This is a genomic window from Tenacibaculum maritimum NCIMB 2154 (assembly GCF_900119795.1).
Classification (GTDB): Bacteria; Bacteroidota; Bacteroidia; order Flavobacteriales; family Flavobacteriaceae; genus Polaribacter; species Polaribacter maritimus.
Map to the genome: position 1 here is coordinate 3,147,144 of NZ_LT634361.1, position 20,599 is coordinate 3,167,742.

Sequence of the window (20,599 nt, forward strand, 5' to 3'; positions counted from 1 at the left end):
AAAATGAAAAAATATATAATTTTAGCTACTTTAATTTTACTTATCAGCTGTAAAGTTAAAACACCTATTGTAAAACTAACTACTTCAGACAAATATGAGATTGTTTTATTGAATGACGGTGAGAAAGATTTTTGGATTATATCAATTCCTTTTGAAATAACTATTACTAATCCTTCATATAAAAAAAGAAGATTATCTTATTATAAATATTATTGTAATAAATCTTCTATAAAGAAAAAAAAATGTTATTCAGCAATAATGTACGGAGAAACTCAAGGAATATTAAATAAAAAATATGTTTGGAACGACAATTTAAAGCCTAAACAAACTAAAAAATACATTATTTATTCTAGACACATTATAGACACTTTAAAATACCCACGTTCTTTTTTTAAAGAATATTACCAAAAATTAAAAGAAAGTAGTTTAAAAGATTCTTTACCAGTCGGTACCTTAGCTGAATTTAAAAAGAAGCACCCTAAAATGATAGCTCATCTATTAAAAAAGGATTCTATTCATTTTAGGTTCCCATTTCCAAAAAGAGATAAAATAAGAGGATTGTCAGAAGGTGTTAGGGTTCCTGTTGTTTATTAGCATTTTTAGTAGAAACCATCTTTTTAAGCTATTAGAAAAATGAAAAAATATATAATTTTAGCTTCTTTAATTTTACTTATCAGTTGTAAAGCTAAAACACCTATTGTAAAATTAACTACTTCAGATAAGTATCCTGTTATTTTATTACCTAGCAAAAAAAACAAAGGAGTTTGGGATATTAGTTTTCCTTTTAATATAGCCATCACTAATCCTTCATATAAAAAAAGAAGATTATCTTATTATAAATATTATTGTAATTATTATTATTTAAAAAAAGAAAAAAAAATATGCGGTAAAGGACTAATGTATAAATTAGATAAAGGAAATTTACTAAAAAAAAGTATATGGGAGGATAAAGACATACCATGGAAAACAACTAAAAAATATATTTTTTATTCAAGACATTATTTAGATACCTTAAAATACCCGCGTTCTTTTTTTAAAGAATATTACCAAAAATTAAAAGAAAGTGGTTTAAAAGATTCTTTACCAGTTGGTACTTTAGCTGAATTTAAAAAGAAACACCCTAAAATACTCGAGGATTTATTAAAAAATGATTCTATTCATTTTAGGTTTCCATTTCCAAAAAGAGATAAAATAAGAGGGTTATCAGAAGGTGTTAGGGTTCCTGTTGTTTATTAGCATTTTTAGTAGAAACCATCTTTTTAAATTATTAGAAAAATGAAAAAATATATAATTTTAACTACTTTAACTTTACTTATCAGTTGTAAAGCTAAAACACCTATTGTAAAACTAACTACTTCAGATAAATATGAGATTGTTTTAAGAAATAGCGAAAAATTAAAAGGCTTTTGGGCTATATGGTTTCCTTTCGAAATAGAAATTACAAACGATTCTTATAAAGATAAAGGGTTTACACATTACAAACATTATTGTAGTCCTTCTTCTAAATGTAGTAATGCTAGATTATACTTAATAGATAAAAATAAATTAATTAAACAAAGTATTGGTCAGATTAAAAAGATAGGAGTCTATAGTAAAAAAAAATATGTTATATATTCAGAATATTATATAGACACTTTAAAATACCCACGTTCTTTTTTTAAAGAATATTACCAAAAATTAAAAGAAAGTGGTTTAAAAGATTCTTTACCAGTCGGTACCTTAGCTGAATTTAAAAAGAAACACCCAAAAATGGTAGCACATTTATTAAAAAAGGATTCTATTTATTTTAGTTTTCCAAGACTAGATAACGGAAATAAGTTTGAAGGACCTACTGTTCCTGTTGTTTATTAGCATTTTTAGTAGAAACCATCTTTTTAAACTATTAGTAAAATGAAAAAATATATAATTTTAGCTTCTTTAATTTTACTTATCAGTTGTAAAGCTAAAACACCTATTGTAAAACTAACTACTTCAAATAAATATGAAGTTGTTTTAATAACAGATGAAAAGTTGAAAAATTTTTGGGCTATTAGTTTTCCTTTTGAAATAGAAATTACAAACGATTCTTATAAAGATAAAGGGTTTACATATTACAAATATTATTATAGCCGCTCTTCTAAATACAATAGAGGAATACTGTATTTAATAGATAAAAATAAATTAATTAAACAAGGTATTGGTCAGATTAAAAAGATAGGAGTCTATAGTAAAAAAAAATATGTCATGTACTCAAAACACATTATAGACACTTTAAAATACCCGCGTTCTTTTTTTAAAGAATATTACCAAAAATTAAAAGAAAGTGGTTTAAAAGACTCTTTACCAGTTGGCACCTTAGCTGAATTTAAAAAGAAACACCCAAAAATGGTAGCTCATCTATTAAAAAAGGATTCTATTTATTTTAGGTTTCCATTTCCAAAAAGAGATAAAGTAAAAGGTTATTCAGAGGGGGTTAAAGTTCCTGTTGTTTATTAGCATTTTTAGCAGAAACCATCTTTTTAAATTATTAGAAAAATGAAAAAATATATAATTTTAGCTACTTTAACTTTACTTATCAGCTGTAAAGTTAAAACACCTATTGTAAAACTAACTACTTCAGATAAGTATCAAGTAGTTTTAAGAAATAGCGAAAAATTAAAAGGATTTTGGGCGATACAATTTCCTTTTGAAATAGAAATTACAAATGATTCTTATAGAAATAGAATGTTACTTCATTTTCAATATTATTGTAATTATTATTATTTAAAAAAAGAAAAAAAAGGGTGTAGTGAGGGGGTAATGTATAAAATAGATAAAGACAAATTAATAAATAAAAGGGTATGGAAAGATAAAGACATAACATGGAAAACGACTAAAAAATATGTTTTTTATTCAAGGCATTATTTAGATACCTTAAAATACCCGCGTTCTTTTTTTAAAGAATATTACCAAAAATTAAAAGAAAGTGGTTTAAAAGATTCTTTACCAGTCGGTACCTTAGCTGAATTTAAAAAGAAACACCCAAAAATGATAGCACATTTATTAAAAAAGGATTCTATTAATTTTATTTTTCCATTTCCAAAAAGAGATAAAATAAGAGGATTGGGAGAAGGGGTTAAAGTTCCTGTTGTTTATTAGTATTTTTAGTAGAAACCATCTTTTTAAGCTATTAGAAAAATGAAAAAATATATAATTTTAGCTTCTTTAATTTTACTTATCAGTTGTAAAGCTAAGACACCTATTGTAAAACTAACTACTTCAGATAAATATGAGATTGTTTTATTGAATGACGGTGAGAAAGATTTTTGGATTATATCAATTCCTTTTGAAATAACTATTACTAATCCTTCATATAAAAAAAGAAGATTATCTTATTATAAATATTATTGTAATAAGTCTTCTATAAAGAAAAAAAAATGTTATTCAGCAATAATGTACGGAGAAACTCAAGGAATATTAAATAAAAAATATGTTTGGAACGACAATTTAAAGCCTAAACAAACTAAAAAATACATTATTTATTCTAGACACATTATAGACACTTTAAAATACCCACGTTCTTTTTTTAAAGAATATTACCAAAAATTAAAAGAAAGTAGTTTAAAAGATTCTTTACCAGTAGGTACTTTAGCTGAATTTAAAAAGAAACACCCTAAAATGGTAGCACATTTATTAAAAAAGGATTCTATTAATTTTATTTTTCCATTTCCAAAAAGAGATAAAATAAGAGGATTGGGAGAGGGTGTTAAAGTTCCTGTTGTTTATTAGCATTTTTAGTAGAAACCATCTTTTTAAGCTATTAGAAAAATGAAAAAATATATAATTTTAGCTTCTTTAATTTCACTTATCAGCTGTAAAGTTAAAACACCTATTGTAAAACTAACTACTTCAGATAAGTATCAAGTAGTTTTAAGAAATAGCGAAAAATTAAAAGGATTTTGGGCGATACAATTTCCTTTTGAAATAGAAATTACAAATGATTCTTATAGAAATAGAATGTTACTTCATTTTCAATATTATTGTAATTATTATTATTTAAAAAAAGAAAAAAAAGGGTGTAGTGAGGGGGTAATGTATAAAATAGATAAAGACAAATTAATAAATAAAAGGGTATGGAAAGATAAAGACATAACATGGAAAACGACTAAAAAATACCTTTTTTACTCAAGACATTATTTAGATACTTTAAAATACCCGCGTTCTTTTTTTAAAGAATATTACCAAAAATTAAAAGAAAGTGGTTTAAAAGATTCTTTACCAGTTGGTACTTTAGCTGAATTTAAAAAGAAACACCCTAAAATGATAGCACATTTATTAAAAAAGGATTCTATTCATTTTAGGTTTCCATTTCCAAAAAGAGACAAAATAAGAGGGTTGTCAGAAGGTGTTAGGGTTCCTGTTATTTATTAGCATTTTTAATAGAAACCATCTTTTTAAGCTATTAGAAAAATGAAAAAATATATAATTTTAACTACTTTAACTTTACTTATCAACTGTAAAGTTAAAACACCCATTGTCAAATTGACTACTTCAGATAAGTATCAAGTAGTTTTAAGAAATAGCGAAAAATTAAAAGGCTTTTGGGCTATATGGTTTCCTTTCGAAATAGAAATTACAAACGATTCTTATAAAGATAAAGGGTTTACATATTACAAACATTATTGTAGTCCTTCTTCTAAATGTAGTAATGCTAGATTATACTTAATAGATAACGATAAATTAACCTGGCAAAGTATTGGAGGAATAAAAAAAATAGGAATCTATAAAAAAAAGAAATATGTTATATATTCAGAATATTATTTAGACACTTTAAAATACCCGCGTTCTTTTTTTAAAGAATATTACCAAAAATTAAAAGAAAGTGGTTTAAAAGATTCTTTACCCGTTGGTACCTTAGCTGAATTTAAAAAGAAACACCCAAAAATGATAGCACATTTATTAAAAAAGGATTCTATTCATTTTAGGTTTCCATTTCCAAAAAGAGATAAAATAAGAGGATTGGGAGAAGGGGTTAAAGTTCCTGTTGTTTATTAGCATTTTTAGCAGAAACCATCTTTTTAAATTATTAGAAAAATGAAAAAATATATAATTTTAACTACTTTAACTTTACTTATCAGCTGTAAAGCTAAAACACCTATTGTAAAACTAACTACTTCAAATAAATATGAAGTTGTTTTAATAACAGATGAAAAGTTGAAAAATTTTTGGGCTATTAGTTTTCCTTTTGAAATAGAAATTACAAACGATTCTTATAAAGATAAAGGGTTTACATATTACAAATATTATTATAGCCGCTCTTCTAAATACAATAGAGGAATACTGTATTTAATAGATAAAAATAAATTAATTAAACAAGGTATTGGTCAGATTAAAAAGATAGGAGTCTATAGTAAAAAAAAATATGTCATGTACTCAAAACACATTATAGACACTTTAAAATACCCGCGTTCTTTTTTTAAAGAATATTACCAAAAATTAAAAGAAAGTGGTTTAAAAGATTCTTTACCAGTTGGTACTTTAGCTGAATTTAAAAAGAAACACCCAAAAATGGTAGCTCATCTATTAAAAAAGGATTCTATTTATTTTAGGTTTCCATTTCCAAAAAGAGATAAAGTAAAAGGTTATTCAGAGGGGGTTAAAGTTCCTGTTGTTTATTAGCATTTTTAGCAGAAACCATCTTTTTAAATTATTAGAAAAATGAAAAAATATATAATTTTAACTACTTTAACTTTACTTATCAACTGTAAAGTTAAAACACCCATTGTCAAATTGACTACTTCAGATAAGTATCAAGTAGTTTTAAGAAATAGCGAAAAATTAAAAGGCTTTTGGGCTATATGGTTTCCTTTCGAAATAGAAATTACAAACGATTCTTATAAAGATAAAGGGTTTACATATTACAAACATTATTGTAGTCCTTCTTCTAAATACAATAGAGGAATACTGTATTTAATAGATAAAAATAAATTAATTAAACAAGGTATTGGTCAGATTAAAAAGATAGGAGTCTATAGTAAAAAAAAATATGTCATGTACTCAAAACACATTATAGACACTTTAAAATACCCGCGTTCTTTTTTTAAAGAATATTACCAAAAATTAAAAGAAAGTGGTTTAAAAGATTCTTTACCAGTTGGTACTTTAGCTGAATTTAAAAAGAAACACCCAAAAATGGTAGCTCATCTATTAAAAAAGGATTCTATTTATTTTAGGTTTCCATTTCCAAAAAGAGATAAAGTAAAAGGTTATTCAGAGGGGGTTAAAGTTCCTGTTGTTTATTAGCATTTTTAGCAGAAACCATCTTTTTAAATTATTAGAAAAATGAAAAAATATATAATTTTAACTACTTTAACTTTACTTATCAACTGTAAAGTTAAAACACCCATTGTCAAATTGACTACTTCAGATAAGTATCAAGTAGTTTTAAGAAATAGCGAAAAATTAAAAGGCTTTTGGGCTATATGGTTTCCTTTCGAAATAGAAATTACAAACGATTCTTATAAAGATAAAGGGTTTACATATTACAAACATTATTGTAGTCCTTCTTCTAAATGTAGTAATGCTAGATTATACTTAATAGATAACGATAAATTAACCTGGCAAAGTATTGGAGGAATAAAAAAAATAGGAATCTATAAAAAAAAGAAATATGTTATATATTCAGAATATTATTTAGACACTTTAAAATACCCGCGTTCTTTTTTTAAAGAATATTACCAAAAATTAAAAGAAAGTGGTTTAAAAGATTCTTTACCAGTTGGTACCTTAGCTGAATTTAAAAAGAAACACCCAAAAATGGTAGCTCATCTATTAAAAAAGGATTCTATTTATTTTAGGTTTCCATTTCCAAAAAGAGATAAAGTAAAAGGTTATTCAGAGGGTGTTAAAGTTCCTGTTGTTTATTAGCATTTTTAGTAGAAACCATATTTTTAAGCTATTAGAAAAATGAAAAAATATATAATTTTAACTACTTTAACTTTACTTATCAGCTGTAAAGCTAAAACACCTATTGTAAAACTAACTACTTCAGATAAGTATCCAGTTATTTTATTACCTAGCAAAAAAAATAAAGGAGTTTGGGATATTAGTTTTCCTTTTAATATAGCTATCACTAATCCTTCATATAAAACAAAAAGATTATCTTATTATAAATATTATTGTAATTATTATTATTTAAAAAAAGAAAAAAAAATATGTGGTAAAGGACTAATGTATAAATTAGATAAAGGAAATTTACTAAAAAAAAGTATATGGGAGGATAAAGACATACCATGGAAAACAACTAAAAAATATGTTTTTTATTCAAGACATTATTTAGATACCTTAAAATACCCGCGTTCTTTTTTTAAAGAATATTACCAAAAATTAAAAGAAAGTGGTTTAAAAGATTCTTTACCAGTTGGTACTTTAGCTGAATTTAAAAAGAAACACCCTAAAATACTCGAGGATTTATTAAAAAAGGATTCTATTTATTTTAGTTTTCCGTTTCCAAAAAGAGATAAAGTAAAAGGTTATTCAGAGGGTGTTAAAGTTCCTGTTGTTTATTAGCATTTTTAGCAGAAACCATCTTTTTAAGCTATTAGAAAAATGAAAAAATATATAATTTTAAAAGGCAGTAACTAAGTAAATTTTTATTTACAACTATTGTAGGTGCATTTGGTAAAAAGAGTAAGCTACTAAACACCAAAGAATTTGAGCATTATACCATTGCTAAAATCACCTTACAATCTACAGACCAACAAGAAAACAAACAATATAAAGACGCCTTAAACAAAGTCGAAGGAAAAACCAGTCCTTTTTATATTGCTATGGATGCCGAGCCCGTTCATCAAAATTGGTTTGAGGTACAATAAACTTACCCCCTAAAAAAACTCTATCCTCTCCAAATACCATGATAAAAATCCCAGTCCCCTCATAAAAAAAGGGATGATTATTTTAACTTAAAAACATAACCCATTGATTTTCAATATAAAACTGTACAAACTTTTTAGTATGGGTTCAAAACCTTGTACAAAAAATGACGTTGAAATCTTGTACAGTGTTTTTACGAGGAAAAAAAACACTGTACAAAAAATGACGTTGAAATCCTGTACAGTGTTTTTACGAGAGAAAAAAACGCTGTACAAAAAATGAAGTTAACATCTTGTACAGCGTTTTTACGAGGGAAAAAAACGCTGTACAAAAAACGAAGTTGAAATCTTGTATAGCGTTTTTACGAGAGAAAAAAATAGGATACAGAAAATTGGATGGAAAAGGCAAAAAGCGTATTATTAAAATAAAAATGATATCACAATAACAAGCCACCAATAAACATAAAGCCCCCAACAATTTCAGTATTCCAGAAGCAAGCTAACAAGTAGCTATTTCAAGTATAAAACCATCCAACCCCTTATCCTAAAATTACTGTAAACCAACCCTATTTCTTCCTGAACATAAAATGAAAAGGGCTTTTTATTTCGGTTATTTCAAAATAGTGATTGGTATTAGTACCTTTACCCCTTAAAAAACAAATAAATGAAATATATTAAAATACTATTCCTGTTCTTGATTGTACAGGTTTCTGCACAACAAGGAGGTATGTGGATTCCTTCCTTATTAGAAGGCATGAACGAAAAAGAAATGACTTCTTTAGGAAGCAAATTATCTGCTAAAGATATTTACGACATCAATAACGCTAGCTTAAAAGATGCCATTGGTCATTTTAATGGAGGTTGTACTAGTGAAGTTATTTCTCCTAAAGGATTAATCTTAACAAATCACCATTGCGGTTTCGCACAAATACAATCACACTCTTCTTTAGAAAACGACTATTTAAAAAATGGTTTCTGGGCTATGAATCTAAATGAAGAACTCCCTAACAAAGGTTTATTTGTGGAGTTTATTGTAAGAATTGAAGATGTAACAGCGCAAGCATTAAAAGGACTTACAAAAGCAATGAACGAGAAAGAAAAACAATCATTAATCAACAAAAATATAAGTCATTTACAAAATATAGCTACAAAAGAAGCTTGGCAAAAGGTAAAAATCAAACCCTTTTATAAAGGAAACCAATATTTTTTGTTTGTAACAGAACGTTTTGAAGATATTCGTTTAGTTGGCGCTCCTCCTAGCAGTATAGGTAAGTTTGGAAGTGATACAGATAACTGGGTTTTCCCAAGACATACAGGTGATTTTTCTTTATTCCGAATTTATGCCGATAAGAATAATCGTCCTGCAAAATATAGTACAGAAAATGTTCCTTACCAACCAAAGCACTTTTTACCTGTTTCTTTAGATGGAATTGAGGAAGGGGATTTTACTATGGTTTTTGGATTTCCTGGGCGTACCAATGAATACTTACCAGCAGTTGCTATAGCGCATATTACTGAAGAATTTAATCCTAGTAATATTGCCATTAGAGAAGCTGCTTTAAAAGTAATTGATGCTAAAATGAAATCAAGTGACGCTATTAGAATTAAATATGCATCCAAGCAAGCTCGCATTGCAAATGCTTGGAAAAAATGGATTGGTGAAAATTTGGGCATTCAAAAAAGTAATGCTATTGCCAATAGAAAAAAATTTGAAGTAACATTTACCAAAGCACTAAAAGAAAATCAATTAGAAGACGAATACGGGCATATTCTAAACAACTTCAATACGCTTTATAAAGACTTTTCTAAAATTAATATTAAACGAAGAAATTTTATAGAAGTTTTCTTAGTTACAAATGAATTAATGAATATGTGCTTCAGGGCATATCAACTAGAACAAACTTTAATAAAAAGACCTGAATTGCTTGAAAAAGCAAAAAAAACCTTTGCTTCAAAGTTGAAGGGGATTCACAAAAACTATGACGTGAGTGTAGATAAAGGGATTTTTACCAATGTAATGCCTTTTTACACAAAAGATGTAAATACTGCTATTTATGACAATACCAATTTGACTTCTTTAAAAAGTGCTTTAGACATCATCAAAGGAAACAATCCTAAACAAATCTTAAAAAAACTGAATAAAGACGCTGCATATGTATATGCTAAACCTATGATTACAGCTTTTTATAAAAACATCCATACGGAGTACTCTCAAAAAAATGAGCAAATAGCTGCTTTACAAAAAGAATATATGAAAGCCCTTATGAAAGCGTTACCTAAAGCTCGTTATTTTCCGGATGCAAATAGTACACTACGCGTAACTTATGGTCAAGTTCGTGGATACTCACCAAGAGATGCCGTATATTACAACCCTGTTAGTTATCTTGACGGAGTTATTGAAAAGTATGTTCCTGGAGATTACGAATTTGATGTTCCGTTAAAACTGCGCGAATTATACCATACAAAAGATTATGGGCAATATGCTGACAAAAATGGAAAAATACCTGTTTGTTTTTTAGGAACTAATCATACTACAGGAGGTAACTCTGGAAGTCCAGCAATTGATGCACATGGAAATTTGGTCGGATTAAATTTTGATCGTGTATGGGAAGGCACCATGAGTGATATTAATTATGATCCAGAAATTTGTAGAAATATTATGGTCGATTTGCGTTATGTACTATTTATTGTAGATAAATTTGCGGGTGCCAAACACTTAATTGACGAGATGAAATTAGTACATCCTAAGAAGAAAAACTAAACCATCTATCCAAACATAATACCAATTCGTATTGGAGCTTTTAGTATTCCAATTGGTAAACATACCCCCTCTTCTAGCAAAAAGAAGAAGGGGTATGTTTTTTAAAAATACTGCCCAATTCCAAAAACAAATCCCTTGGATGAATTCTTCGTCAATCCATATCCGTAATCTATTCTAAAAACAGCATTGTATATTTTTTTATGCATACATCTCAAACCAATTCCTGAATATACTTTTATATTTTCACTCTTAAAGAAATCCTTTAATTCCTCTCCTGGCTCCCTCCACGTTCCTGCATCCATAAAAGCATTTCCTTGCAATATAAACCACCTTTTTTCATACAAAGTATATCTATATTCTGTATTATAAACAATACTACCAGTTCCTCTATCTACCAAAATACCAACCCCTCTTAAGTTAACATTATTGTCTAATGCAAAAGGAGCAAAAGGTGTCTTATTATTTGAAGATAAGCCAACCCTTAAACGATTTGCCCAATTTCCTCTTTCTCCTACCCTTTTAAAATATAACAAATCATTCCATGCTACTAAAAAATCATCTTGATACTTATTCACTGAAGTTACGTACTGCCCATAAAACTCACTCTTAAATCCAGATATATATTGATAAAAATAGTTTAGATCATCAAACGTATATATTAATTTTAAAAGCCTTTTATTCAAATCTAAGGAAAGCGGAACTCCTTGGGGAAGCGCTCCTTTTAAATAATCATATTTTTCATTAAAGAAATTAATTCCTAACTGAAAATGGTTTTTAAAATTCAATTCATACAATCCTAAAATTTCAAAAGAAATATTATTATACAAATAATTTACTGACTGGCCTTTAAAATACAAAGGCTCCTCACTCTTCCAATTCTGGTGATAAAATGCAAGTCCAAAATTTCTAGAAAATAAATTAGGCGCCTTAAAATTGATTCCATAAGTATTAAAGCCATTATTCTGATAAAATCCACCAACAGTAATATTTGATCCAAAAAGATTAAACTCATTTCCTCCCACACGATACGCAAACCTTTTATTCGTAGTTGTCCAAATATTCACATCAGGAATCAATGTAAAATTTTCTTCTATAGCAAATACTATTTTAGATCCTTCTTTTACATACACAGTAGCATTGGCAACAGCCGCCAATCGTTTTAAACGAATCACATCTTTATCCAATAGCTTTCTGTTTACCACCCCTCCCACTTTTGTTTCTATTATCTTAAACAAAAAAGAGGCTTTCGTTTTAGTATTTCCTTGAAATACAATATCAGAAACCCTCTTCTCTTGTCCAAAAATGGATGAAAACACAAAAAATAATATCATTGTTAAGCTTCTCATTAATCTATTTTATTTAAAAGCCTAAAGTTATTAATTACAATTCATTATGCCTATGCATATTCTATACTTTTTACATTTTAAACGTTATTATAGGTAATGTTGAATGATTGGCTAAGTCTTCAGAAACACTTCCTCTAAAAATATGCGACAATCCTTTTCTTCCATGAGTGCTTACCGCTATTAAATTAGCACCAATACTATTTGCAAAATTCAGCACTCCTTTTTCTACGGAATAATCACAAACATAATTCACCTCATCCAACCTTTCCAAATTCCCTTCCGCTTTATTTAAAAAATGAGCTGCCATTTGCTCCATCTCTAAATCATTTTTAAAGTTTTCATTAGGAGTATTTACATACAATAAATGCATTTTAGACTCCAACCCCTTTAAAATTTTTAATGCTTTTTTATATGATGCTACAGACCTCTCACTAAAATCACTAGCAAAAACTACATCATCAAAAGATAAATTTGCATACTCTTTCTTAACAATCAAAACAGGTATTTTAGCATGTCTTACAACCTTTTCTGTATTAGATCCTATAAAAAACTCTTTCATTCCACTTACCCCATGAGACCCCATAATAATTAAATCAGCATCTTCTTTATCCGCTATCTCATTAATTTCACTAAATACCTTAAAATGTTTTATGATAGGAGTAATATGTATCTCCTTTAAAAAATCTTTCTTCAAAAAATCTTTAAACTTTTTTTCTGCTAGCTTTAAAAAGAACGCTGCTTTTTCTTGCTGAAAACGTCCACTATCATTCATAGAAACCTCATGAAGATCTAGCATATGTAAAACATACACCTCAGAATTATTTTTTTTAGCCAATAAAGCTGCTGCTTTTAAAGCATACTCTGAATGTTTTGAAAAATCAACTGGAACAATAATTTTTTTCATAATTAAATCTACTTTATCTTAGTCAAAGCTCCTTCTTTTTTACATCAAAAAACAGAACATTTATCATATTTATATACATTTATTTATCGTATAGTTCCTTTATTTTTACTTCTGCCGGTTTATTTTGAGGAGTAAATCTATTATTATTACTTCCTCCAACCCCATGATGATTGTGAAACCATTTCCATAAAAAACCTCCAGCAAACCAATCTTCTTCCCAAAATTGTTGATGAATTACCTCCAATGCATTTACTTGGTTTTTTAAATTCACATTTCCTGCTATCCTTTCAGAATTCCAAGGTTCTTTAGCCATAAAATCTATACTTCTATAACCGTACTCTGTAAACAATATTTTTTTATTGAATTGCTGCTGAACTTTTTTCACCTCCTCTTTATGAACTTTCCATCCCTCTTTTAACTGAAGTATTGTAGGTGATTTATGATTACTCAAAGGAAAATACGCATCCACCCCTATATAATGCAATTCATTCCAAAACGGCACTCGCTTAAATTCATCCCAATTAGCCGCATAAGTTAATTTTCCTTTATAAATCCTTTTTATTTTACGGATAAGTGCTTTCCAAAAAAGAGGACGATTCACCACAAATTTTTCAAGCTCCGTTCCTATACAAAAAATGTTCACCTTTAAGCTTGCAGCCAATTCTGCATACGTTAAAATAAATTTTTCATAAGAAGACTCTAAAAGCTTCCAATGTTCTTCTGTATCCATTTCAATAGCTCCTGTAAACGCTCCTCTCCAAACCCAAATTTGAGGCTTTAACATTAGCTTTATGCCTTCTTTCTGAAATACTGAAGCGTATTGAGCAACCCCTTCTTTGGTTTCTCCAAACCACTGTTTATTCGAATTATAAATAATTTCTGGAGAGGTTAAACTCTTTATAAAACCAAAAGGCATCAACGCTACATAATTCGTTGATGCCTTTCGTAAAGGGCGTATTTCATTGCGATGAATTGCTTCTGAAGAAGCTACAAAACTAACCCCGTTTATTTTTTCTTTTTGACTTTTACAAGAACCTTGCAAAAGAATTATTACTGCAAGAAAGTATATATATTGGTAGGCTTTCATTTGCCTAATGTAACATTTTATTTTGTAAATAAATATCGTAACCCAATATTAAAACTTTCCCCTAGTCCATTATTATTTCCTCTTACAAAATTGCTATACAGAGCCTCTATATTCAATTCTTTCGTCAATTGATATTTTGCTCCCATTCCTAAGGCTGTATAATCTTGAGTAAAATCTCCAAATCGTTCAGCATGTTGAGCAAATCCTAAAACGGTTATGTTTTCATTTGGAAAGTAACTCATAAATACACTAGGAACTAACAAAAAAGTATTATTAGCAAAACTAGTGTCTTCTCCAAAACCATATTCAGTATTCAATTCTGTAAATAATTGCCACTTATTTCCTTCAAACGTATAATCATAAAAAAACCTGTTTTGAAAGATCCAAGTCGTTTGATCTAGAAAAACGTTATTTTCGGTTTCCTTATTTACCAAAGGAATATGAAGTGCTGATTGTACAGAAAAATTACTCAACTTTTTAAAAGGCTGAAACTTAATTGCTGGTGCTATAGATCCTAAACCTTTTCTTTCGGTAGGAGCTCCTTCTAAACTAAAAACAGAAAAAGCACCTCTTCCTCCAACAGTATTGGAACGGTACTCTGCTAATAAACCTACATTAAATCTACTGCTCTCAGAAACTCCTGTAAATACTTCTAAAGATGAAGTAAAAAAGTTACTTCTGTCAACTTTAGTGGACTTGCCATCTTTTCCTGCCTCCTTTGTTTGTGTGTATAAATTGTTTCCCCATTTTATATCCCATTGACCTTTACTCAATAATTTAGAAGGGGTATATGTTTGAATATTGCTCGTTTCATTTTCTTGTGCAAATGACTGTACACTTGCCATTAGAAGAAGGGCTACTGTAACTATACTTTTTTTCATTTTTTTAGTTTTTATATCGGCATATAAGTCTGCTCAATCATAAAGTACTTACAAATCAAACCTATTTATATTTATTCTAAATTATTTATTAGGTTTAAGTTCTTAACTTTCCATTCGACAGAATAGCCAATACTCTCAATTTATGGAACACATCGTTATTATAGGTAATGGAATATCAGGTGTTACAGCCGCAAGACATATTCGTAAACTTTCCGACAAGCAAATCACTATTGTTTCTGCGGAAACTGACTATTTTTTTTCACGTACTGCCTTAATGTATATATATATGGGGCACTTAAAATTTGAACATACGCAACCTTATGAACCTTGGTTCTGGAAAAAAAACAACATCCATTTAAAGAAAGGGTACGTGTCTGAAATTAATACGGATAAAAAGGAGCTATTTTTTGCGGAAGGAGATGCTCTTTCCTATGATAAGTTAATTATAGCAACAGGATCAAAACCTAATAAATTTGGATGGCCTGGCCAAGATTTAAATGGTGTCATTGGAATGTATCATAAACAAGATTTAGAAAATCTTGAAAAATATGCTCCAGATAATAAAAAATGTAAACGAGCTGTTATTGTTGGAGGAGGCCTAATAGGTATTGAATTAGCAGAAATGCTACATAGTAGAAATATACCCGTTACTTTTTTAGTTAGAGAAAGTAGCTTTTGGAACGGGGTACTTCCTAAACAAGAATCGGCAATGATTAATAAAGAAATTATTGAAAATCATATTGATTTACGTTTAGAAACCAACTTAAAAGAAATCAAATCCGATGAGCATGGTAATGTGAAATCTATTGTTATTGCAGAAACTGGTGAAGAAATTGAATGTAACTTGGTTGGTTTAACCGCAGGAGTTTCTCCTAATATTGATTTTATTAGAGATGCTGACATAGAAACTGGAAGAGGGGTAAAAGTAAATCGCTTTTTAGAAACTAACATGGAAGGGGTCTATGCAATTGGCGATTGTGCTGAACAACATGAAGGTATAGGGCAACGTAGGCCTATTGAAGCGGTTTGGTACACAGGAAGAATGATGGGAGAAACAGTTGCGCAAACTATTTGTGGAAATCGAATTGAATACAAACCTGGACACTGGTTCAATTCTGCAAAATTTATAGATATCGAGTATCAAACCTACGGATGGGTTTGGGCACAACCTAAAGAAAACGAGGCACGTTTTTACTGGGAACATAAACACGGTAAGAAATGTATTCATATAAGTTATGATAAAAATACACGGGAGTTCATCGGTATAAATAATTTTGGAATTCGAATGCGCCATGAGTTTTTTGATAGAGTATTAACAGAAAAACGCTCTGTAGAATATGTTTTGGAGCATCTTGCTGATGCCAACTTCGATCCTGAATTTTATAAGTTACACGAACCTGAAATTGTAGCACAATTTAACAAAGAAAATAATACTAACATTCAATTAAAAAAGAAAAGCTGGAAGCGAATCTTTAGCATAAAAGCATAAGCATGAAAACAATACAAAACATAGGTTTAGGCTTATTTCTAATTGGACTAGCCATTTTTACCACACTTATTTTTATAGGAAAATATGAAGTAACTCCTGAGTTATTTGAGGGTATCGTAAAAAACAAAGGAATAAAAAGCGAACTTTTTATTAATGATATTAAAACAACTGTCGTAGGAAAGGAGTTTACAGGACCATTCTCTTTTTCATCTAAAATAGTATCTGCGCTAGAAAATGCAAATGCTACACATAAAAAGAATAGTGAATGGGATAAGGTTATTTGGAGTAAACCTCATAGCTTTGCTTATGAAATAGCTAAAGAGTCTGGTATTGGTAATATCAGAAATAACAAAGGGTTATTTTGGTTATTAACTTTTGGTTTAGGAATTATTGGTAGCTTACTTTACATCGTCCCTAATGTAATTACTTTAGGACCTCCTGGAATAAAAAATAATGGAATTTGGTTAAATAAAGCAACTAATAGGGGTTGGATTGGCTGGTTTGCTTTTGTTTTTCTGGTCGCTTTTTATATCTTATTGTATTTCAGACCTGATTATATTGTTAACTGGACTTATATCGTAGATCCTATAAGCAAAAGTTTAAGCGGAAATTTAGCAAGTCAATGGTTTTTATATGGATTTCTATATTGTGTTGTTATGACAGTAATGGCAATTAGAATGTATATTAAATATCGTCATAACAAATACCAAATCTTACGTACAACTTCTGTGTTATTCTTTCAAATTGTATTTGCTTTCTTAGTTCCTGAAATATTGGTTCGTTTTGAGAAACCTTGGTATGATTTTAAAAATGCATTTCCACTAGATTATGACTTCTTTTATAGCTGGAATTTAGATCAATTAATTGCTAGTGGTGGCTTTGGTCTTTTTATTTTGGTTTGGGGAATTCTTTTAACCTTAGTAATTGTTCCTTTAATGGTTTATTTCTTTGGTAAAAGATGGTATTGCTCTTGGGTATGTGGTTGTGGTGGTTTGGCTGAAACACTAGGAGATCCTTATCGTCAATTATCTGACAAATCAGTAAAAGCGTGGAAATTTGAACGCTATATTGTTCATGGAGTATTGGTTTTTGCCTTGGTAATGACAGCTGTTACTTTGTATTCTTATTTCTCTGGAGTTCAAGAAGTTTTTGGAATAAAAACGCAAACCATCCAAGATACTTACGGTTTTTTAATAGGTTCAATATTTGCGGGGGTTATCGGAACAGGTTTTTATCCTATCTTTGGAAACAGAGTTTGGTGTCGCTTTGGATGCCCATTGGCTGCTTATATGGGAATCGTACAACGTTTTAAATCTCGTTTTAGAATTACAACCAATGGAGGGCAATGTATTTCTTGCGGAAACTGTTCTACTTATTGTGAACAAGGTATTGACGTGAGAGCCTATGCTCAAAAAGGTGAAAATATTGTACGCGCAAGTTGTGTGGGATGTGGAGTTTGCTCAGCAGTATGCCCACGTGGTGTTTTAAAATTAGAAAATGGTCCTGAAAAAGGACGTATAAACCCTAAAGATGTTTTATTAGGAAACGATGTTGATTTAATGAAACTTGTAAATGATAACTAATAAGTCTAATCTTTCTATCAAGATTTATATTAAAAAAGAAGAAGTACTGTTAATTACATGCTTCTTTCTTTTCTACTGCAACTCTTTTGGGCAAAAAGAATATCAAAAAACGTATTATAATAACGGAAAAATAAAAAAAGAGGGGTGGCTCATTAATGATAAAAAGAATGGATATTGGAAATTTTACCACAATAATGGCGTACTAAAAAAAGAAGGGCGGTTTAAAGATGATTTTCCTATAAAATATTGGTACTTTTACCGAAAAAATTCCTACAAAGAAAAAGAAGGTCATTTTATTGATGGTAAACAAAGTAAGTGGTGGCTCTATTATGACAATGAAGGGTTCGTAAATCATAAATGTCAATTGAAAGACAATAAAAAAAATGGGTATTGCTTACTTTATGATAAAAATAAATTAATCAAAGCTGTTAAATTTAAAAACGGCAAAAAAATAAAAGAATGGACTAGCTTTTCTTCATTTCGAAAAGAAAACAATATGTCTGATTTAAAATAAATGAATCCTCTTATAAAAGTCATTATTCCTGCTTATAACGAGCAAGACTCTATTGCTAATGTTATAAACGATATTCCAAATAATGTACAAGAAATAATCGTAGTTAGCAACAACTCAACAGATCATACAGAAAAAAATGCTTCAAAAGCAGGGGCAACTGTCTTGCGCGAAAATCGCAAAGGATATGGTTATGCTTGTTTGAAGGGGATGGAATATATTTCTACACAAAATGAAAAACCAGATATACTTGTTTTCTTGGATGGAGACTACTCTGATTATCCTGAACAATTAACAAATCTGACTGCTCCAATTATCAAAGATGATATCGATTTTGTAATTGGGTCTCGTGTGAAACCATTACGTGAACAAGGAGCTATGACTCCTCAACAAATATTCGGAAACTGGCTGGCTACTTTTTTAATGAAAGTATTCTTCAACGCTAGATTTACCGATTTAGGACCATTTAGAGCTATCAAATATTCCAAATTAATTGATTTAAAAATGGAAGATAAAACCTATGGATGGACCGTTGAAATGCAGCTAAAGGCATTAAAACATAAACTCTCATATACAGAAATACCCGTAAAATACAGAAATAGAATAGGCGTTTCAAAAGTTTCTGGAACCGTTAAAGGAAGTATTTTAGCAGGTATAAAAATTTTAGGTTGGATTTTTAAATATAGTTTTAAATAAATGATACTAGAATATATCATCATTGCAATTTACACAGTTTCAATACTGCTCATTTTTATGTACTCAGTGGCACAGCTAAACTTACTTTTTAATTATTTAGCTGCACAAAAAAAAGAAGATAATGCTCCTAAGTTTAATTTAAACAACCGTAAAGAGGTTCCTTTTGTTACCATACAACTTCCTGTTTATAACGAATTATACGTTATGGAACGTTTATTAAAAAATATTTCAAAAATCAACTACCCGTTAGATAAATTAGAAATTCAGGTGCTAGATGATTCTACCGATGAATCTGTAAAATCTACCGCTAAATTGGTTCAAGAACTGAAACAAAATGGACTAGATATCCAGCATATAAGGAGAGAAAATAGAGTGGGGTTTAAAGCCGGAGCTCTTAAAGAAGGTCTTAAAATTGCGAAAGGGGAATTTATCGCTATTTTTGATGCTGACTTTTTACCTCAGTCTTCTTGGCTACAAAAAACAGTTCCTTATTTTAAGGACGAAAAAGTAGGGGTTGTACAAACCCGTTGGGCGCATATCAACAGAAACTATTCATTACTCACTAAAATTCAAGCTTTTGCTTTGGATGCTCATTTTACATTAGAACAAGTGGGAAGAAATAGTAAGGGACACTTTATTAATTTTAATGGAACCGCAGGTATTTGGCGTAAGTCTTGCATTTTAGATGCTGGTAACTGGGAAGGGGATACTCTTACTGAAGATATTGATTTAAGTTATAGAGCTCAATTGAAAAAATGGAAATTCAAATACTTGGAAAATGTAGAAACCCCTGCCGAATTACCTGTAATTATAAGTGCAGCTCGCTCTCAACAGTTTAGATGGAATAAAGGAGGTGCTGAAAATTTTCAAAAAATGCTAAGGAGAATCATCTCTAGTAAGAATGTTTCTGCGAAAACTAAGATTCATGGCTTACTACATTTATTAAATAGCTCTATGTTTACTTGCATTTTCTTGGTAGCCATACTGAGCATTCCTATGCTGTACATTAAAAATGAGTACGCGCATTTACAACCTTATTTTTACGTAATGAGCTTTTTTGTTTCTAGTTCTATAATTTTCTTTATTTGTTACTGGTTTATGTATAAGAAAACTCACGGAGGTGGCTTTAAAAATTTTATGAAATACATTGGTGCTTTTTTTACATTTTTCTCTATTGTAATGGGCTTTTCATTGCACAATGCTATTGCTGTTTTAGAAGGTCATATAGGTAAAAAAAGTGAGTTTGTTAGGACTCCTAAGTTTAATATAAGTGCTCTAACAGATAGCTGGAAAAACAATAAATACATTCGTAAAAAACTATCTACAAGTGTCATTTTTGAAGGAATATTGACCTTATATTTTGCCTTTGGAATGTATAGTGCCTTTATTGTGGGAGATCAGGGAGGTGATTTCGGATTGTTTCCTTTTCATTTAATGCTTTTTATTGGTTTTGGCTACGTGTTCTTTAAATCTGTATTTTCAAAAGCGTAATGTCATTCTCTCTAAAAAAAT

Annotated in this window: 22 protein-coding genes; 18 read left to right on the forward strand and 4 right to left on the reverse strand. The window is 29.3% G+C overall.

Features of this window, described 5'->3' with window-relative positions:
* Positions 1 to 3 precede the first annotated feature (3 nt).
* From MARIT_RS14095 to MARIT_RS14155, 13 genes are all read left to right on the forward strand, one after another.
* The gene (locus MARIT_RS14095) at positions 4 to 594 is read left to right on the forward strand and encodes a hypothetical protein (protein ID WP_100211837.1); all 591 of its coding nucleotides are present in this window, start codon (positions 4 to 6) and stop codon (positions 592 to 594) included.
* Between the two features lie 39 nt (positions 595 to 633).
* A complete protein-coding gene (locus MARIT_RS14100) occupies positions 634 to 1,236 on the forward strand; it encodes a hypothetical protein (protein ID WP_100211838.1) in 603 nt (200 codons plus the stop codon).
* Between the two features lie 39 nt (positions 1,237 to 1,275).
* A complete protein-coding gene (locus tag MARIT_RS14105; protein ID WP_100211839.1) occupies positions 1,276 to 1,851 on the forward strand; it encodes a hypothetical protein in 576 nt (191 codons plus the stop codon).
* A gap of 39 nt (positions 1,852 to 1,890) precedes the next feature.
* Entirely contained in the window at positions 1,891 to 2,475 is a 585-nt protein-coding gene (locus MARIT_RS14110; protein ID WP_100211840.1) for a hypothetical protein, read from the forward strand.
* 39 nt (positions 2,476 to 2,514) lie between these two features.
* Positions 2,515 to 3,117: a hypothetical protein gene (locus MARIT_RS14115; protein ID WP_100211841.1), complete on the forward strand. Its 603-nt coding sequence runs from the start codon at positions 2,515 to 2,517 to the stop codon at positions 3,115 to 3,117.
* 39 nt (positions 3,118 to 3,156) lie between these two features.
* Positions 3,157 to 3,747, forward strand: coding sequence for a hypothetical protein (locus tag MARIT_RS14120; protein WP_100211842.1), 591 nt, complete (start codon positions 3,157 to 3,159; stop codon positions 3,745 to 3,747).
* A 39-nt stretch (positions 3,748 to 3,786) separates the two neighbouring features.
* Positions 3,787 to 4,389, forward strand: coding sequence for a hypothetical protein (locus MARIT_RS14125; RefSeq protein ID WP_100211843.1), 603 nt, complete (start codon positions 3,787 to 3,789; stop codon positions 4,387 to 4,389).
* A 39-nt stretch (positions 4,390 to 4,428) separates the two neighbouring features.
* Positions 4,429 to 5,013 carry a hypothetical protein gene (locus tag MARIT_RS14130; protein ID WP_100211844.1) on the forward strand — a complete coding sequence of 195 codons (585 nt, stop codon included), beginning with the start codon at positions 4,429 to 4,431 and terminating at the stop codon, positions 5,011 to 5,013.
* Positions 5,014 to 5,052: 39 nt separating this feature from the next.
* Positions 5,053 to 5,637 (forward strand): hypothetical protein, encoded by a 585-nt coding sequence (locus tag MARIT_RS14135; protein WP_100211845.1) that lies wholly within the window; start codon positions 5,053 to 5,055, stop codon positions 5,635 to 5,637.
* A gap of 39 nt (positions 5,638 to 5,676) precedes the next feature.
* Positions 5,677 to 6,261: a hypothetical protein gene (locus MARIT_RS14140; RefSeq protein ID WP_100211846.1), complete on the forward strand. Its 585-nt coding sequence runs from the start codon at positions 5,677 to 5,679 to the stop codon at positions 6,259 to 6,261.
* Between the two features lie 39 nt (positions 6,262 to 6,300).
* A complete protein-coding gene (locus tag MARIT_RS14145) occupies positions 6,301 to 6,885 on the forward strand; it encodes a hypothetical protein (protein WP_100211847.1) in 585 nt (194 codons plus the stop codon).
* Positions 6,886 to 6,924: 39 nt separating this feature from the next.
* Positions 6,925 to 7,527, forward strand: a complete 603-nt coding sequence (locus tag MARIT_RS14150) for a hypothetical protein (protein WP_100211848.1) — start codon at positions 6,925 to 6,927, stop codon at positions 7,525 to 7,527.
* 966 nt (positions 7,528 to 8,493) lie between these two features.
* Positions 8,494 to 10,590: a S46 family peptidase gene (locus MARIT_RS14155; RefSeq protein WP_100211849.1), complete on the forward strand. Its 2,097-nt coding sequence runs from the start codon at positions 8,494 to 8,496 to the stop codon at positions 10,588 to 10,590.
* A gap of 101 nt (positions 10,591 to 10,691) precedes the next feature.
* Here the strand turns inward: MARIT_RS14155 and MARIT_RS14160 are convergent, their stop codons facing one another.
* The 4 genes from MARIT_RS14160 to MARIT_RS14175 form a co-directional block, all read right to left on the reverse strand.
* Positions 10,692 to 11,921 carry a POTRA domain-containing protein gene (locus tag MARIT_RS14160; protein ID WP_231975159.1) on the reverse strand — a complete coding sequence of 410 codons (1,230 nt, stop codon included), beginning with the start codon at positions 11,919 to 11,921 and terminating at the stop codon, positions 10,692 to 10,694.
* Positions 11,922 to 12,006: 85 nt separating this feature from the next.
* On the reverse strand, positions 12,007 to 12,840 hold the full coding sequence (locus MARIT_RS14165) for a universal stress protein (protein ID WP_100211851.1): 834 nt from the start codon (positions 12,838 to 12,840) through the stop codon (positions 12,007 to 12,009).
* A 79-nt stretch (positions 12,841 to 12,919) separates the two neighbouring features.
* Positions 12,920 to 13,927: a glycoside hydrolase family 113 gene (locus MARIT_RS14170; protein WP_024740144.1), complete on the reverse strand. Its 1,008-nt coding sequence runs from the start codon at positions 13,925 to 13,927 to the stop codon at positions 12,920 to 12,922.
* 17 nt (positions 13,928 to 13,944) lie between these two features.
* Positions 13,945 to 14,808 (reverse strand): transporter, encoded by an 864-nt coding sequence (locus MARIT_RS14175; protein WP_024740145.1) that lies wholly within the window; start codon positions 14,806 to 14,808, stop codon positions 13,945 to 13,947.
* Positions 14,809 to 14,950: 142 nt separating this feature from the next.
* Between MARIT_RS14175 and MARIT_RS14180 the strand changes: the two genes are divergently transcribed.
* Genes MARIT_RS14180 through MARIT_RS14200 form a run of 5 tightly spaced genes read left to right on the forward strand, consistent with a single transcriptional unit; the run spans position 14,951 to position 20,578 of the window.
* A complete protein-coding gene (locus tag MARIT_RS14180) occupies positions 14,951 to 16,297 on the forward strand; it encodes an NAD(P)/FAD-dependent oxidoreductase (RefSeq protein WP_024740146.1) in 1,347 nt (448 codons plus the stop codon).
* A gap of 2 nt (positions 16,298 to 16,299) precedes the next feature.
* A complete protein-coding gene (locus MARIT_RS14185; protein WP_100211852.1) occupies positions 16,300 to 17,880 on the forward strand; it encodes a 4Fe-4S binding protein in 1,581 nt (526 codons plus the stop codon).
* Positions 17,870 to 18,394: a toxin-antitoxin system YwqK family antitoxin gene (locus tag MARIT_RS14190; protein ID WP_024740148.1), complete on the forward strand. Its 525-nt coding sequence runs from the start codon at positions 17,870 to 17,872 to the stop codon at positions 18,392 to 18,394. Before MARIT_RS14185 ends, MARIT_RS14190 begins: the two co-directional genes overlap by 11 nt.
* Complete coding sequence (locus tag MARIT_RS14195; protein ID WP_100211853.1) at positions 18,395 to 19,087, forward strand: glycosyltransferase family 2 protein; 693 nt, start codon at positions 18,395 to 18,397, stop codon at positions 19,085 to 19,087. It begins immediately after the preceding gene.
* Positions 19,088 to 20,578, forward strand: coding sequence for a cellulose synthase family protein (locus MARIT_RS14200; RefSeq protein ID WP_100211854.1), 1,491 nt, complete (start codon positions 19,088 to 19,090; stop codon positions 20,576 to 20,578).
* The last annotated feature ends 21 nt before the right edge of the window (positions 20,579 to 20,599 follow it).

Coding starts and splice junctions, on each gene's coding strand:
- MARIT_RS14095 (WP_100211837.1), top strand. CDS start 4: ATGAAAAAATATATAATTTTAGCTACTTTAATTTTACTTATCAGCTGT.
- MARIT_RS14100 (WP_100211838.1), top strand. CDS start 634: ATGAAAAAATATATAATTTTAGCTTCTTTAATTTTACTTATCAGTTGT.
- MARIT_RS14105 (WP_100211839.1), top strand. CDS start 1,276: ATGAAAAAATATATAATTTTAACTACTTTAACTTTACTTATCAGTTGT.
- MARIT_RS14110 (WP_100211840.1), top strand. CDS start 1,891: ATGAAAAAATATATAATTTTAGCTTCTTTAATTTTACTTATCAGTTGT.
- MARIT_RS14115 (WP_100211841.1), top strand. CDS start 2,515: ATGAAAAAATATATAATTTTAGCTACTTTAACTTTACTTATCAGCTGT.
- MARIT_RS14120 (WP_100211842.1), top strand. CDS start 3,157: ATGAAAAAATATATAATTTTAGCTTCTTTAATTTTACTTATCAGTTGT.
- MARIT_RS14125 (WP_100211843.1), top strand. CDS start 3,787: ATGAAAAAATATATAATTTTAGCTTCTTTAATTTCACTTATCAGCTGT.
- MARIT_RS14130 (WP_100211844.1), top strand. CDS start 4,429: ATGAAAAAATATATAATTTTAACTACTTTAACTTTACTTATCAACTGT.
- MARIT_RS14135 (WP_100211845.1), top strand. CDS start 5,053: ATGAAAAAATATATAATTTTAACTACTTTAACTTTACTTATCAGCTGT.
- MARIT_RS14140 (WP_100211846.1), top strand. CDS start 5,677: ATGAAAAAATATATAATTTTAACTACTTTAACTTTACTTATCAACTGT.
- MARIT_RS14145 (WP_100211847.1), top strand. CDS start 6,301: ATGAAAAAATATATAATTTTAACTACTTTAACTTTACTTATCAACTGT.
- MARIT_RS14150 (WP_100211848.1), top strand. CDS start 6,925: ATGAAAAAATATATAATTTTAACTACTTTAACTTTACTTATCAGCTGT.
- MARIT_RS14155 (WP_100211849.1), top strand. CDS start 8,494: ATGAAATATATTAAAATACTATTCCTGTTCTTGATTGTACAGGTTTCT.
- MARIT_RS14160 (WP_231975159.1), bottom strand. CDS start 11,921: ATGATATTATTTTTTGTGTTTTCATCCATTTTTGGACAAGAGAAGAGG.
- MARIT_RS14165 (WP_100211851.1), bottom strand. CDS start 12,840: ATGAAAAAAATTATTGTTCCAGTTGATTTTTCAAAACATTCAGAGTAT.
- MARIT_RS14170 (WP_024740144.1), bottom strand. CDS start 13,927: ATGAAAGCCTACCAATATATATACTTTCTTGCAGTAATAATTCTTTTG.
- MARIT_RS14175 (WP_024740145.1), bottom strand. CDS start 14,808: ATGAAAAAAAGTATAGTTACAGTAGCCCTTCTTCTAATGGCAAGTGTA.
- MARIT_RS14180 (WP_024740146.1), top strand. CDS start 14,951: ATGGAACACATCGTTATTATAGGTAATGGAATATCAGGTGTTACAGCC.
- MARIT_RS14185 (WP_100211852.1), top strand. CDS start 16,300: ATGAAAACAATACAAAACATAGGTTTAGGCTTATTTCTAATTGGACTA.
- MARIT_RS14190 (WP_024740148.1), top strand. CDS start 17,870: ATGATAACTAATAAGTCTAATCTTTCTATCAAGATTTATATTAAAAAA.
- MARIT_RS14195 (WP_100211853.1), top strand. CDS start 18,395: ATGAATCCTCTTATAAAAGTCATTATTCCTGCTTATAACGAGCAAGAC.
- MARIT_RS14200 (WP_100211854.1), top strand. CDS start 19,088: ATGATACTAGAATATATCATCATTGCAATTTACACAGTTTCAATACTG.